Annotated in this window: 15 protein-coding genes; 8 read left to right on the forward strand and 7 right to left on the reverse strand. The window is 68.7% G+C overall.

Annotated features, from left to right (window positions below; all coding sequences use genetic code 11):
• Genes gcvH through ACFV15_RS34315 form a run of 5 tightly spaced genes read left to right on the forward strand, consistent with a single transcriptional unit; the run spans position 1 to position 4,757 of the window.
• Entirely contained in the window at positions 1-375 is a 375-nt protein-coding gene (gcvH, locus tag ACFV15_RS34295; protein WP_378355727.1) for a glycine cleavage system protein GcvH, read from the forward strand.
• A gap of 4 nt (positions 376-379) precedes the next feature.
• On the forward strand, positions 380-1,651 hold the full coding sequence (gene glyA, locus ACFV15_RS34300; protein WP_378355729.1) for a serine hydroxymethyltransferase: 1,272 nt from the start codon (positions 380-382) through the stop codon (positions 1,649-1,651).
• Entirely contained in the window at positions 1,648-2,646 is a 999-nt protein-coding gene (lipA, locus tag ACFV15_RS34305) for a lipoyl synthase (protein WP_378355731.1), read from the forward strand. Before glyA ends, lipA begins: the two co-directional genes overlap by 4 nt.
• Before the next feature lie 12 nt (positions 2,647-2,658).
• Positions 2,659-4,023: an L-serine ammonia-lyase gene (locus ACFV15_RS34310; RefSeq protein WP_378355733.1), complete on the forward strand. Its 1,365-nt coding sequence runs from the start codon at positions 2,659-2,661 to the stop codon at positions 4,021-4,023.
• 29 nt (positions 4,024-4,052) lie between these two features.
• Positions 4,053-4,757 (forward strand): FadR/GntR family transcriptional regulator, encoded by a 705-nt coding sequence (locus tag ACFV15_RS34315; RefSeq protein WP_378355752.1) that lies wholly within the window; start codon positions 4,053-4,055, stop codon positions 4,755-4,757.
• Between the two features lie 241 nt (positions 4,758-4,998).
• Here ACFV15_RS34315 and ACFV15_RS34320 read toward each other — a convergent pair whose 3' ends face one another.
• Positions 4,999-6,366 carry a PLP-dependent aminotransferase family protein gene (locus ACFV15_RS34320; RefSeq protein WP_378355734.1) on the reverse strand — a complete coding sequence of 456 codons (1,368 nt, stop codon included), beginning with the start codon at positions 6,364-6,366 and terminating at the stop codon, positions 4,999-5,001.
• Positions 6,367-6,412: 46 nt separating this feature from the next.
• Here ACFV15_RS34320 and ACFV15_RS34325 point away from each other — a divergent pair, with 46 nt between their 5' ends.
• Positions 6,413-6,874 (forward strand): carboxymuconolactone decarboxylase family protein, encoded by a 462-nt coding sequence (locus tag ACFV15_RS34325; protein ID WP_378355736.1) that lies wholly within the window; start codon positions 6,413-6,415, stop codon positions 6,872-6,874.
• Positions 6,875-7,609 (forward strand): isocitrate lyase/phosphoenolpyruvate mutase family protein, encoded by a 735-nt coding sequence (locus ACFV15_RS34330; RefSeq protein WP_378355738.1) that lies wholly within the window; start codon positions 6,875-6,877, stop codon positions 7,607-7,609.
• A gap of 228 nt (positions 7,610-7,837) precedes the next feature.
• Here the strand turns inward: ACFV15_RS34330 and ACFV15_RS34335 are convergent, their stop codons facing one another.
• From ACFV15_RS34335 to ACFV15_RS34360, 6 genes are all read right to left on the reverse strand, one after another.
• On the reverse strand, positions 7,838-9,445 hold the full coding sequence (locus tag ACFV15_RS34335) for a cation acetate symporter (RefSeq protein WP_378355740.1): 1,608 nt from the start codon (positions 9,443-9,445) through the stop codon (positions 7,838-7,840).
• A complete protein-coding gene (locus tag ACFV15_RS34340; protein ID WP_378355742.1) occupies positions 9,442-9,777 on the reverse strand; it encodes a DUF485 domain-containing protein in 336 nt (111 codons plus the stop codon). The genes ACFV15_RS34335 and ACFV15_RS34340 overlap by 4 nt, the downstream gene beginning before the upstream one ends.
• 72 nt (positions 9,778-9,849) lie before the next feature.
• Positions 9,850-11,589 carry a cation acetate symporter gene (locus ACFV15_RS34345; RefSeq protein ID WP_378355744.1) on the reverse strand — a complete coding sequence of 580 codons (1,740 nt, stop codon included), beginning with the start codon at positions 11,587-11,589 and terminating at the stop codon, positions 9,850-9,852.
• Entirely contained in the window at positions 11,589-11,909 is a 321-nt protein-coding gene (locus ACFV15_RS34350; RefSeq protein WP_378355754.1) for a hypothetical protein, read from the reverse strand. Before ACFV15_RS34350 ends, ACFV15_RS34345 begins: the two co-directional genes overlap by 1 nt.
• Positions 11,910-11,929: 20 nt before the next feature.
• The gene (locus ACFV15_RS34355; RefSeq protein ID WP_378355746.1) at positions 11,930-12,682 is read right to left on the reverse strand and encodes a LytR/AlgR family response regulator transcription factor; all 753 of its coding nucleotides are present in this window, start codon (positions 12,680-12,682) and stop codon (positions 11,930-11,932) included.
• On the reverse strand, positions 12,679-13,695 hold the full coding sequence (locus tag ACFV15_RS34360) for a sensor histidine kinase (RefSeq protein ID WP_378355748.1): 1,017 nt from the start codon (positions 13,693-13,695) through the stop codon (positions 12,679-12,681). The genes ACFV15_RS34355 and ACFV15_RS34360 overlap by 4 nt, the downstream gene beginning before the upstream one ends.
• Positions 13,696-13,861: 166 nt before the next feature.
• On the opposite strand from ACFV15_RS34360, the gene ACFV15_RS34365 reads away from it, so the two are divergent.
• Positions 13,862-14,196: CPCC family cysteine-rich protein (locus tag ACFV15_RS34365; RefSeq protein ID WP_378355756.1), on the forward strand; the 335-nt coding region annotated here is incomplete at its 3' end.

The raw sequence follows: 14,196 nt of genomic DNA on the forward strand, positions 1-14,196 counted from the left end.
ATGACGATTCCCGAGAACCTGTCCTACACCAAGGAACACGAGTGGATCAGCGTCGACGGTGACGTCGCGACGATCGGCATCACCGCTTTCGCCGCCGAGTCGCTCGGTGACATCGTGTTCGTCGAGCTGCCGAAGGTCGGCGAGACGATCACCGCTGGCGAGCCGTTCGGCGAGGTGGAATCGACCAAATCGGTCAGCGAGCTCTACGCGCCGGTCACCGGCGAGGTCGTGGAAGTGAACGAGGCCACTTCTGACGCACCCGAGGTGATCAACGAAGACCCGTTCGACAAGGGTTGGCTGCTGAAGGTGCGCGCCACGGACGTGCCCGAGCTGCTCGACGCCGCCGCGTACGCCGCGCTGACCCAGGAGGACTGACCACATGACGTTGTTCAACGCCCCGCTCGCCGAGGCCGACCCGGAGGTCGCCGCGGCGGTCAAGGCCGAGCTGACCCGTCAGCAGTCCACGCTGGAAATGATCGCGTCCGAGAACTTCACCCCGGTGAGCGTGCTCGAGGCGCAGGGCTCGGTGCTGACCAACAAGTACGCCGAGGGCTACCCCGGCCGCCGCTACTACGGCGGCTGCGAGCACGTCGACGTCGTCGAGCAGCTCGCGATCGACCGCGCGAAGGCGCTGTTCGGCGCCGAGCACGTCAACGTGCAGCCGCACTCGGGCGCGCAGGCCAACGCGGCCGCGATGTTCGCCGTGCTCAAGCCGGGCGACACCATCCTGGGGCTCGACCTCGCGCACGGCGGGCACCTGACGCACGGCATGAAAATCAACTTCTCGGGCAAGCTCTACAACGTCGTGGCCTACCACGTCGACAAAGAGACAGGCATCGTCGACCTCGCCGAGATCGAGCGCCTCGCGGTCGAGCACAAGCCGAAGCTGATCATCGCGGGCTGGTCCGCGTACCCGCGTCAGCTCGACTTCGCCGAGTTCCGCCGCATCGCGGACCTGGTCGAGGCCAAGCTCATGGTCGACATGGCGCACTTCGCCGGTCTGGTCGCGGCCGGGCTGCACCCCTCGCCGGTGCCGCACGCCGACATCGTCACCACGACCACGCACAAGACACTCGGTGGCCCGCGCGGCGGCCTGATCTTCTGCAAGCAGGAGCTGGCGAAGAAGATCAACTCGGCCGTCTTCCCCGGTCAGCAGGGTGGCCCGCTGGAGCACGTGATCGCGGCCAAGGCCGTCGCGCTGAAGTTCGCGGCGACCGAGGAGTTCCGCGAGCGCCAGGCGCGCACGCTGGAAGGCTCGCGCATTCTCGCCGAGCGTCTGTCGCGTTTGGACTGCGCCGACGCCGGTGTCCGGGTGCTGACCGGTGGCACCGATGTGCACCTGGTGCTGGTCGACCTGGTCAAGTCCACTCTGGACGGTCAGCAGGCCGAGGACCGGCTGCACTCGGTCGGCATCACGGTCAACCGCAACGCCGTCCCGTTCGACCCGCGCCCGCCGATGATCACCTCCGGCCTGCGGATCGGCACCCCGGCGCTGGCCACCCGCGGCTTCGAGGCGGAGGACTTCACCGAGGTCGCGGACATCATCGCGGAGGCGCTGAAGCCGACCCTCGACGAGGCCACGCAGGCCGCGTTGCGTGCCCGCGTCGAGCTGCTGGCCAAGAAGCACCCGCTGTACGCGGGGCTTTCGTGACCGCGCCCGACGGCAGGAAGCTGTTGCGGCTGGAAGTCCGCAACAGTGAGACGCCGATCGAGAAGAAGCCGCCGTGGATCAAGACCAAGGCGCGGATGGGGCCCGAGTTCACCGAACTCAAGGGTCTCGTCCGGCGCGAGGGTCTGCACACGGTGTGCGAGGAGGCGGGCTGCCCCAACATCTACGAATGCTGGGAAGACCGCGAGGCCACCTTCCTGATCGGTGGCAGCCAGTGCACCCGGCGTTGCGATTTCTGCCAGATTGACACGGGTAAGCCCGCTGAGCTGGATCGGACCGAGCCGCGCAAGGTGGCGGAGTCGGTCCAGGCGATGGGGCTGCGCTACTCGACGGTGACTGGTGTGGCGCGTGATGATCTGGACGACGGTGGCGCGTGGTTGTACGCGGAGACCGTCCGGCAGATTCACGAGCTGAACCCGGGTACCGGTGTCGAGCTGCTGATCCCGGACTTCAACGCCGAGCCTGACCAGCTGGCTGAGGTGTTCTCGTCACGTCCCGAGGTGCTGGCGCACAACGTGGAGACGGTGCCGCGGATCTTCAAGCGCATCCGTCCCGGCTTCCGGTACGCCCGGTCGTTGTCGGTGATCACGGCCGCCCGTGAGGCCGGCCTGGTGACCAAGTCCAACCTGATCCTGGGGATGGGTGAGACCCCCGACGAGGTCGCCCCGGCCATGCAGGACCTGGTCGACGCGGGCTGCGAGATCTTGACGATCACGCAGTACCTGCGGCCGTCACCCCGCCACCACCCGGTCGACCGCTGGGTCAAGCCGGAGGAGTTCGTCGAGCACTCGAAGGCCGCCGAGGCCATGGGCTTCGCCGGTGTGATGGCCGGGCCATTGGTCCGTTCGTCGTATCGCGCGGGCCGGTTGTTCGCGCAGACTAAACAGCATCGCGGTGAAGAGCTGCCGGAAAACCTGGCCCATCTGGCCGCCCAGGGACCGGCCGCCCAAGAAGCCAGCTCTTTGCTGGCCAGATAGGAAAGCTGTTCAATGGCGATCAGCGTCTTCGACCTCTTTTCCATCGGCATCGGGCCGTCCAGTTCCCACACGGTCGGCCCGATGCGGGCGGCTCGCACTTTTGTGGACGGTCTCGAGGACCTGAGCAGCGTGGCCAGGGTCCAGTCCGAGCTGTTCGGCTCGCTCGGCGCGACCGGTTTCGGGCACGGCAGCGACAAGGCCGTGCTGCTCGGCCTCTCCGGCGAGCGGCCGGAGGCCATCGACACCGACACCGTGCCTGCCAAGATCGCCGCCGTGCGGGAGACCGGGCGGCTCCTGCTCGGCGGCTCTCACGAGATCGTGTTCGTCGAGGACACCGACCTCACGATGCACCGCCGCAAGTCACTGCCCGCGCACCCGAACGGCATGATCTTCCGTGCCTTCGACGCTTCGGGTGCCCTGCTGCGCGAGCGGACGTACTACTCGGTCGGCGGCGGTTTCGTCCGCGACGAGTCGTACGAAACGGACACCGTGGTCGTCGAGGACAGCACGGCGCTGGAATTCCCGTTCCGGACCGGCGCCGACCTGCTCAAGCATTGCGCCGACACGGGCCTGCCGATCAGCGAGATCATGATGCGCAACGAGCTCGCGTGGCGCACCCGCGAGGAGGTCCGCAGCGGCCTGCTCGACATCTGGCAGGTCATGGTCGACTGCGTGAACGCCGGCTGCGAGCACGACGGCGTGCTGCCCGGCGGGCTCAAGGTGCCGCGGCGTGCCCGTGCCTTGCACGAGAAGCTGCTCGCCGAGGACGGCCTCGACGACCCGCTGTACGCGATGGACTGGGTCAGCCTCTACGCGCTGGCCGTCAACGAGGAGAACGCCGCAGGCGGCCGCGTCGTCACCGCGCCGACCAACGGCGCGGCGGGCATCATCCCCGCGGTCCTGCACTACTACCAGCGCTTCATGCGCGGCGCGAACGACGACGGCGTGGTCACCTTCCTGCTCACCGCGGCCGCGATCGGCTCGATCCTGAAGCAGACCGGTTCGATCTCCGGTGCCGAGGTCGGCTGCCAGGGCGAGGTCGGCTCGGCCTCGGCGATGGCGGCGGCCGGCTTGACCGAGCTGCTCGGCGGCTCACCCAGGCAGGTCGAGAACGCGGCCGAGATCGGCGTCGAGCACCACCTCGGCCTGACCTGCGACCCCGTCGGCGGCCTGGTCCAGATCCCCTGCATCGAGCGCAACGCGGTCGGCGCCTCCAAGGCGATCCACGCGGCGCGGATGGCGATGCGCGGCGACGGCAGCCACGTCGTCACCCTGGACAAGGCCATCAAGACCATGCGCGAGACCGGCGCCGACATGAGCGTCAAGTACAAGGAGACGGCACGCGGCGGCCTCGCCGTGAACGTGATCGAGTGCTGAGAGCCTAAGCTGGCTGTGTGGAAGCGCCCGTGGCCAATGCCGGTGAGGCGTTGTTCCGGCCGGTGCGCGCGGGCAACGCCTTCGAAGAGACCGTCGAACGCCTGCTCCAGGCGATCCGTCTCGGCGTGGTCGGAGCCGGGGAGCGGCTGCCCTCCGAGCGCGAGCTCGCGGAGCGCCTCGGCGTCAGCCGGGTAACTTTGCGCGAGGCGATCCGGGCGCTTTCGGACGCGGGCTATGTCGAGTCCCGGCGTGGCCGTTACGGCGGGACGTTCGTCAACGAGACCCTGCCCGCGCCTGGCGGCGACGGCCGCAAGATGGACCCAGCGGCCGTCGAAGACGCTTTGTGCTTGCGCTACGTGCTGGAGACGGGCGCCGCCGAGGCCGCCGCCGCGCGGTCGTTGACCCCTGCCGACCGGCAGCACCTTACGGCGACTTTGGCTGAGGCCTGCTCGTCGGACCTGGACGACTACCGGCGCAAGGACTCACGTCTGCATCTGGCGATCGCGGAGGTCACAGCCTCGGGCTCGCTGACCACGGCGATGGCCGACGTGCGAATGCGGATCAACCAGCTGCTCGACCAGATCCCCTTGCTGGAGCCGAACCTCGAGCACTCGAACGCCCAGCATGAGGCCATCGTCGACGCGATACTCGCGGGCAACGCTGCGGCCGCCCGCCAAGCCATGGCCGAGCACATCGAGGGCACTGCCTCCCTGCTCAGGGCGTTCTTGGCCTAGGAAAAAAATCCCAATGCGGCTTTGGTCAGCTTTGAGCTGACGAATGCCGCATTGGCGTGCTGAAACCTGACGAATGCCGCATTGGGATTTTTTTCCTGCTTGGGGGAGGTGCCGGGGCTCTGTCGCTGGCCTGGATTCGAGGCTTGGCTGGGTTTTTCTGCCGCTGGAGCGGTGGGTGGGCGGCTCGCTCTGGGTTTGGGGCTGCCTGGATCCAAGCCGACAAACCCAAACCCCAAGGCGGCTAGCAGGACCCCGGGGTGACTTCGGTCAGGGTCGCCAGCAGGGTCGCGAGGGTGGCGGAGAAGGCGTGTTTCGCCGGGGCCGCGTAGCCGACGATGATACCGCCTTCGCGGTCGCCTTGGTTGATCCAGTGCGGGCCGAGTACTTCCAGGTCCAGCGAACGGCGCCGGGCCTCGGCGAGTATCTCGTCTTCGCACCCGAGCCGGATCACCAGCTGCAGACCGGCAGAAATGCCTTGTACGGCAAGGTGTTCCGGCAAGGCAGCGACGAGCTGGTCGCGGCGGCGGCGGTACTCCGTGCGGCAGCGGCGGACGTGCTGGTCGTACGCGCCAGATTCGAGCAGTTCGGCGAGCACCAGTTGATCGACCACCGATGGGCGGGCGCCCGACGCCGACATCGCCGCGAAGACCGGGTCTACCAAGGAAGCCGGGAGCACGAGCCAGGACAGGCGCAATGCCGGGGCGAGTGTCTTGCTCGCGGTGCCCGCGTAGACCACGCGTTCCGGGGCGAGTGCTTGCAGCGCGCCGACTTGCTGGCGGTCGAAGCGGAACTCGCCGTCGTAGTCGTCCTCGATGATCATCGCGCCGGAACGGACGAGGGCCGTCCGGCGGGACGGTGCCAGTGTCACGCCGAGTGGGTAGTGGTGCGCGGGGGTGACCATTACCGCTGGACTGTCTACTTTGGATACCTGAAGGCCGTCGTCGTCGACGGGCACGCCGACGACGCGCTGGCCCGCTGCCGCCGCGATGTCGCGGAACATCCACATCGACGGGTCTTCGAAGGCCAGTTCGGCGCTGCCCAGGTCGAGCAAAGCCCGGCTCAGCACCGAAATCGCGTGCGTGAACCCGGCGCAGACCAGGATCCGGCCGGGATCGGCGAGCACGCCGCGGCTCCGCCCGAGATATCGGGCGAGCGCCTCGCGCAGCGCGAGTGTCCCGTGAGGTTCGGAGTAGCCGAACACCTCGCCCGGCGCGTGCTGCATGACGCGGCGGGTCGCGGATGACCAGGCGTCGCGGGGGAAGGCGGACAGGTCCGGCTGGCCGGGGCGCAAGGTCCAGCGCGACGCCGGTTCGGTCGCGGGCCGCGAAGGTGACGGATGTGGCCGGGTGCCGGCGGTGGTGACGCGGGTCGGTGCGCCTTGGCTGGTCAGGAGGTAGCCTTCGGCGGCGAGGTCGGCGTAGACCCTGGTCACCGTGCCGCGGGCGATGCCGAGGTCGTGGGCGAGCGCGCGTGTCGATGGCACCGCCGCACCCGGCTGCCAGCGGCCGTCGCGGATCGCCGCGCGGATGGCGTCGGCCAGGCTCTGCCGCCCCTCGCCCGGTGACCAGCCGAGGTGGACGTCGAGCGAACTGGACCACGGATCTGCCATGGAACTGGACCATACTCGTGTGCCAGTTTCGCGTAGCGTGGATCTTGTGAACAAGCGAATCCAACTCACTCCGGGGACCCCTGGCCCCTACAAGGCCATGCTCGCGCTCAACTCCGAAGTCCACGCCTACGCCGAAAACGCCGGGCTCGGCAAGCTGACGGTCGAGCTCGTGAAGCTACGGGCGTCGCAGATCAACGGCTGCGCGTTCTGCCTCGACATGCACAGTCACGAGACGCTCAAACTCGGCGAGGACCCGCGCCGCATCTTCGTGCTCGATGCCTGGCGCGAGACCGAACTCTTCAGTGCCGAAGAGCGCGCGGCGCTCGCGCTGACCGAGGAGATCACCCGGATCGGAGAGACGCAAAGTGTCTCCGACGCGGTCTATGCTGAGGCGACTTCGGTGCTGACGGAGGACCAGTACCGGGCCGTCGCGTGGTTGGCCGTGGTCATCAACTCGTTCAACCGGCTCTCCGTGACCAGTCACAAACCCTTGCCCCGGAAGGCTTAGATGAACCAGCTTCGCGCTCTGCACGTTCCAGGCAGCCCGCTCATCCTGCCGAACGCCTGGGACGCCGATTCGGCACGCCTCGTGGAAGCGGCCGGTTTCCCTGTCGTGGCAACGAGTTCCGCCGCCGTCGCCGCCGTGCTCGGCTACGAGGACGGTCACGACGCGCCCGCGGACGAGATGTTCGCCGCAGCGCGCCGGATCGCGCGGGCGGTCGCGGTGCCGGTGACCGTGGACGCCGAGGGCGGCTATGGGCTGACCGGCGCGGAGCTCGCTGAACGGCTCAAGGACGCCGGTGCGGCTGGGCTGAACTTCGAGGACACCGACCACGAGGGCAGCGGGCTCGTCGAGACCGCCACCCAGGCCGAGCGGATCGCCGCGCTGCGTGCGGCGTCGCCCGAGCTGGTCATCAACGCCCGCATCGATGTGTTCCTCGGTGCGGAAGACGAGAGCGCGGTGCTGGACGCGGCGATCGAGCGCGCGCGAGCGTACATCGAGGCGGGCGCGGACTGTGTCTACCCGATCCTCGCCAAGTCGCCCGAGGTGCTCGGCGCGTTCGTCAAGGCGGTCAGCCCGGCGGCGGTCAACGCGACGTACCGGCCGGGCGCTCCGGACTTCACCGAGCTGGCGAAACTGGGGATCGCGCGGATCTCGCTCGGCGGCGGGCTGTGGCATGCCGCGCAAGGTTTCTTGAAGAACACGCTCGCCGAACTCGCGGACGGCAAGCTTCCGTACTGACGAACAAAGCGGGGCCCTCGACAACCGCCCGGTGTGTCGAGGGCCCCGCCATGCACCGCGGGAGCTAGGTCGTGTTTCTCGGATCAGGCACGCGATGGCCGCGCCCAGGTCGTCCCTGGCGGCACCGCGACATCACCCGAGTACAAACCCGGTACGAGGGCGATACCGCGGCACCGCCAGGAACAACCTGGATCACGACTCTCACGCACCAGATCCGAGAAACGCGACCTAGTGCGAGACGGCCTTCTCGGCGCCTGCGCCGGTCAGTGACCTGACCTCCATCTCGGCGTACTTCTTCTCGTCGTGCTCCTTCGACAGGACCGTGCCCAGCCAGCCGAGGAAGAACGACACCGGGATCGAGACCAGGCCCGGGTTCTGCAGCGGGAACCAGTGGAAGTCGGCTCCCTTGATCATGGACTTCGCCGTGCCGGACACCGCGGGGGAAAACACGATCAGGATGATCGTCACCGCGAGCCCGCCGTAGATGCTCCAGAGCGCGCCCTGGGTGTTGAACCGCTTCCAGAACAGCGAGTACAGGATCGTCGGCAGGTTCGCCGAGGCCGCCACCGCGAAGGCGAGCGCGACCAGGAACGCCACGTTCTGGTCCTTCGCGAAGATGCCGCCGACGATGGCGATCGCGCCGATCACCAGCGCGGTGATCCTGGCGACCTTGACCTCGGCGTTGGGGTCGGTGACCTTGCCCTTCTTGATGACGTTGGCGTAGACGTCGTGGGCGAACGAGGCCGAAGCCGTGATCGTCAGGCCCGCGACCACCGCGAGGATGGTCGCGAACGCGACCGCCGCGATGAAGCCGAGCAGCACCGGGCCGCCGAGAGCCTGCGCGAGCAGCGGCGCGGCGGAGTTCTCGCCACCGGGCGCCTTGAGGATCTTGTCCTTGCCCACCAGCGCGCCCGCGCCGTAACCGAGCACCAGCGTGAAGATGTAGAACAGGCCGATCAGGCCGATGGCCCACACCACGGAGCGACGGGCTTCCTTCGCGGTCGGCACGGTGTAGAAGCGCATGAGCACGTGCGGCAGACCGGCCGTGCCGAGCACCAGCGCGATGCCGAGTGACAGGAAGTCGATCTTGCTGGTGCCGGTGGCGCCGTACTTCAGGCCGGGGCCGAGGATCTTCTCGCCGCCCTTGCCCGCACGGTCGACAGCTCCCTGCAGCAGCCCGGAGAGGTTGAAGCCGTACTTGCCGAGCACCCAGAACGTCATCACGGCCGCACCGGCGATGAGCAACGCCGCCTTGATGATCTGGACCCAGGTGGTGCCCTTCATGCCGCCGACGAGCACGTAGATGATCATGACGACACCGACCACCGAGATGACCACGGCCTGGCCGACGTTGCTGGAAATGCCGAGCAGCAGTGAGACCAGGATGCCCGCGCCCGCCATCTGGGCCAGCAGGTAGAAGAACGACACGGCGAGCGTCGAGGTCGCCGCGGCGGCACGCACCGGCCGCTGCTTCATGCGGAACGCCAGCACGTCACCCATGGTGAACTTGCCGGTGTTGCGCAGGAGTTCCGCGACCAGCAGCAGCGCGACGAGCCACGCGACCAGGAAGCCGATCGAATAAAGGAAGCCGTCGTAGCCGTAGACCGCGATGGCACCCGCGATACCGAGGAACGAGGCGGCCGAGAGGTAGTCACCCGCGATGGCGACGCCGTTCTGCGGACCGGTGAACGCGCGGCCCGCGGCGTAGTAGTCCGAGGCCGTCTTGGTGTTGCGGCTGGCACGGAACACGATCACCAGGGTGATCACCACGAACAGGCCGAAGATGCTGATGTTGAGGACGGGGTTGCTGCCCTCTACTCCCGCGGCGAGGTTCACTTGGCCTCTCCCTCGATGTCGGTGCGGATCTTCTCCGCGATGGGGTCGAGCTTGCGGTTCGCGTAGCGCACGTACAGCGCGGTGATGCCGAACGTGGTGACGAACTGCAGCAGGCCGAAGACGAGGCCGACGGTGATGTTGCCGACCAGCTTGGTGGCCATGAACTCGTGCGCGTAGTCGGCGACGAGGACGTAGAGCAGGTACCACGCCAGGAAGGCGACGGTCATCGGGAACACGAAGCGACGGAGCCGCGAGCGCAACTGCTGGAATTCGGCGCTCTCGTGCACCTTGTCCCAATCCGCTTCCGGTTCCACTTCGATGCGCGCGGTCATGGGGGTTCTCCTCGCCACGGTGCGGAATGTGTTCCGCGCCACGTTAGGTAGCCCACACCTTCGGGGGAATGCTCAGCGGTTCAAACGACGTCCGAGGCGACGAACGGTCGACGAACGGTGGATGGCCCCGGTCGAGTGGAACGCGGCTGGCGCGCGCTCGTCCAGATGGAGGCGCAGCATGGCGGCCGTCGACCAGGTCGGCGCGCGACCTCGTGACGACACCACCACCATCGTCGCGAACGCGAGCGGCACGGACCACGGCGCGGGCTGCGCGACCAGGATGGCGAGCAGCCCGTCGAGCTTCGGGCCGAACAACGTCATGACAATTGATCCCGAGGATGCCAGCAGTCCCGCCAAAACGCCACATACGGCACCCGTTGCGGTGAGCCGGTTCCACCAGATCCCCAGCACCAGCAGCGGGCAGAAGGTGGACGCGGCCACGGTGAAGCCCCAGGTCACCAGTATGCCGGCGTCGAGCCGCGCGGATTGCAGCGCGAGCAGCACGATCACCGCCGCCGCCACGATCACCGTCCAGCGCAGCCGCCGCAGCCCGCCCGGCATCAGGTCGTGCGCGATCGCGCCGGACACGACCAGCAGCAGGCCGAGCGAGGTGGCCAGGAACGCCGCGAACGCTCCGGCGGTCAAGAGCGTGGTGAACAGCTGCCCGGCCCAGCCGGAGTCCACTTGGGACGGCAGCGCGACGACCACCGTGTCGGTCGCGCCGGACAGGTACAGCTCCGGCACGATGATCCGCCCCAGCACCCCGTAGATGCCGGGGAACAGGTAGAACACGCCCAGCAGCGCGACGGTGATCGCGGCCGTGCGGCGCGCGGCGCGGCCGTCGGGGCTGGTGTGGAAGCGCATCAGCACGTGGGGCAGGCCCATCGTGCCGAGCATCGTCGCGATCAGCACCGCCCAGGTGCCGAGCAGCGGGTAGCCCTTGTTGTCGTAGTCGAGCAGCGGGCGCTGCCAGTCCGGCCCGCCCAGCGGCATGCCGCCCCGCACACCGGGCACAGCGGCGCCCTCGCCGAAGGTCAGCGTCTGTCCGGTGTGGACACTCAGCTCGCCTGGCTGCTGGACCTTCAGCGCGCCGCCGGTGCCGAGCGAGGTCGGCTCGCGGATCTCCAGCCTCGCGTCCAGGCTGAACGAAACCGTTGTCTGGTGCGGGAAGTGGGTGAACTCGACGGGGTTGAGCGCTTCGAGCCGTTGCGCCGGGCTGACCTGCAGCACCAGCCAGACCGCAGGCACGATGAACAGCACCAGCTTGAGCACGAACTGGAACGCCTGCACATACGTCGCCGCGCGCATGCCGCCGAGCGCCAGCGTCGCGCTCACCGCGGTGCCCGCGATCACCACGCCGACCCAGTAGGGCGTGCCGCCGACGGCGTTCAGTACGAGACCGGCCGTGCGGAACTGCGGGACGAGGTAAAGCGTGCCGATGACCAGTACGACGACCGCGGCCAGGCGCCGGAGTGCCGGCGACGCGAGCCGGGCTTCGGCGAAGTCGGGCACCGTCAAAGCACCCGAACGACGCATTGGGGCGGCGACCAGCACCAGCATCGCGATGTACCCGGCGGTGAACCCGACCGGATACCAGAGCGCGCCCATCCCGTTCTTCACCACGAGCCCGGCGACACCGAGGAACGACGCGGCCGACAGGTATTCGCCGGACACCGCCGCCGAGTTCAGCAGCGGCGAGATCCGGCGCGACGCGACCAGGAAGTCCGAGCTGGTGCGCATCGCGGCGACCCCGCGCAGGCCGATCAGCAGCGTGATCAGCACGACGGGGGCGACCGCGAACACGGCGACCATCAGCGGTCCTCGAGCTTCTCGGCGCGCCGGAGCTGAAGCCGCGCGATGGCCGTCATCGCCGGATAGGGGAGTACCGCCAGCGTCAGCCAGGACACCGGGACCCCCAGCAGCCGCACCGAATCCAGCGACGGCCAGACCGCGAACACGACCGGCAGCCCGAGTATCAGCGCGAAGATCAGCACCAGCGCGAGCACCCCGCGCCTGCGTTGCGCGCGAAACAGCTCGGACGCGCGCTCGGCGTCCGCCGGCGCGAGCACGGGCACCCGCCAGCGCGCGCGGGAGCGGCGGCGACCGTGCGCCAGCCGCGTCTGCGGGCTCATCACGGTCTGCCGCTTGGTCTTCAACTGCGGTCCAGCTCGCCGCGTTGCGCGGCCTGCAACAGCCGGTCCCGCAAGTCACGGGCATGGCGCCGGCTCACGGGCACGTCGCCGACGTCGGTGTGCGCGAGCAGCCCGCCAGCCGAGTCGCTGCGCAGTTCCAGTACGGCGCCGATGGCGACCAGGAAACCCCGGTGCACCCGCGAGAAACCCGTGCCCTCCCAATACTCTTCGAGCCGCGAGATCGGCATCCGCACGAGGTGGACCCCGGACTTGGTATGCAGCCGCACGTAATCGCCGTGCGCCTCGACGAACCGCACATCCGAGCGCCGTACATACCGCGTGCGCCCGCCGATCTCGACCGGCAGCGCGGCCATCGCGTCCACAGTGGGCTTGCCGGGCTCGTCACCGACCATCTTGAGCACCTTGCCGAGCGCCGCGGCCAGGCGTTCCGCACGGACGGGCTTGAGCAGGTAGTCGACGGCGCCGATCCCATAGGCGGTGACGGCGTGCCCGTCGTGTGCCGTCACGAACACGATCACCGGCGGGCTGCTCAGCTTCGCGAGCAGCGAGGCGAGCTCGAGCCCGTCCAGCCCCGGCATGGAGATGTCGAGGAAGACGGCGTCGAAATGGTCGGCCTGCAGCATCTTCAGCGCGCTCAGCGGGTCGCCGGCGGCACGCACCTCGCCGACCTCGGGTGAGTCGGTGAGCAGGTGCACGAGTTCGTCCAGCGCGGGCGGGACGTCGTCGACCGCCAGCACACGCAATCCGGTCATGACGGCATCACTCCCGGCTGGAATCGGGGCACGCGAACGGTCACCTTGGTACCGGCATCCTTTTCCGTTTCGATGATCAGGCCGTAGAACGGGCCGTAGACCGTCCTCAGCCGACGGTCCACATTGGCCAGTCCGAGACTGCCGTCCTTGTCCCGCCCGGCGAGAATGTCCTTGGCCCGCTCGGGGTCCATCCCGATCCCGTCGTCTTCGACGGTGATCACGCAGTCGTTGCCCTCCGCCTGCCCGTGCACCTGGACCAGCCCCGGCTCGCCGCTGGGCTCGATGCCGTGCCGGATCGCGTTCTCCACCAGCGGCTCGAGCACCAGGTACGGCACGGCGATGGCCAGCACCTCCGGAGCCACCCGCACCTGCACCCGCAGTCGCTCCCCGAGCACGGCCCGTTGCAAGGCCAGGTAGGAGTCGATGGCCCGGAACTCCTCGGCCACCACCGTGTACTCGCCATGGCGTGCGAGGCTGTATCGGGTGTAGTCCGCGAAGTCGAGCATCAGCTCATGTGCCCGATCGGGGTCGGAGCGGACCAGCGAGGCGATCACAGTCAAGGCGTTGTACACGAAATGCGGCGAGATCTCAGCCCGCAACGCCCGCAGTTCCGCCTGCGCCGCCTGTTCGGCCGAAGCCTCCAGCCTGCCGCGCTCCAGCGCGTGCACGACCAGGTCGGCGGCCTCTTTCGCGGCGGCCGACTTGACGTCACCCGCGATGACGAGCACGCCCGCCAGTTCGTCGTGGACGTGCAGTGGAAGCGCTATCAGCTCACTGCGCGCACCCGGTGCCTCGTTGTGGAGCACCTCGTCCAGCAGCTTGGCGACGTTGCCGTCATCGCCCGGCCTGCCTGACCAGACGAGCGAGCCGGAGAGGTCGGCCAGCCCGAGCCCGGGCACGGCGAAGAGCCTTCGCAGCCCGTGCGCGGCCTTGCGCACCCCGGTCCCGGCGAGCCCGTCCATCAGGTCATCGGCGATCCGGCGCGCGGCGGCGAGCGTCGGCAACACAGCCATGGCGGAATCCTAGCCGCCCGCGGCCCCAACGCTCACGAGTCCTTCTAGGTGAAATTCGGCCGCGACGTCGGATCCGAGCGTGCATCATGACCGGGTGTCCGATGACAGCACGCGCCCAGTGATTCGCGGGCCGAACGACGATCCGTCACTGTCGGACGAAGAGCTGATGGCTCAGCGGCAGGAATGGTTCCACGCTTACACGAGCCAGAAGAACGTCTACGCGCCGAGCGGCGGCGGGCCTTACACCTGCCCGTGCTGTGGCCACGCGACCCTTGACGAGCGAGGCGGGTACGACATCTGCCGCGAATGCTGGTGGGAAGACGACGGGCAGGACGACCACGACAGTGCCGTTGTCCGAGGCGGTCCGAATGGGAGCCTCAGCCTCGATGAGGCGAGGGCTGACTACCTGGCAGGCGGTGGCGTGCGCGAGACGCACACGCCCCCCCCCCCCCCCCACGAAAGCGGGCCCCGGGGGGGGGGGTGGGGGGGCGGGGGGGGTTA

The organism is Amycolatopsis sp. NPDC059657 (assembly GCF_042734395.1).
Lineage (GTDB): Bacteria > Actinomycetota > Actinomycetes > Mycobacteriales > Pseudonocardiaceae > Amycolatopsis.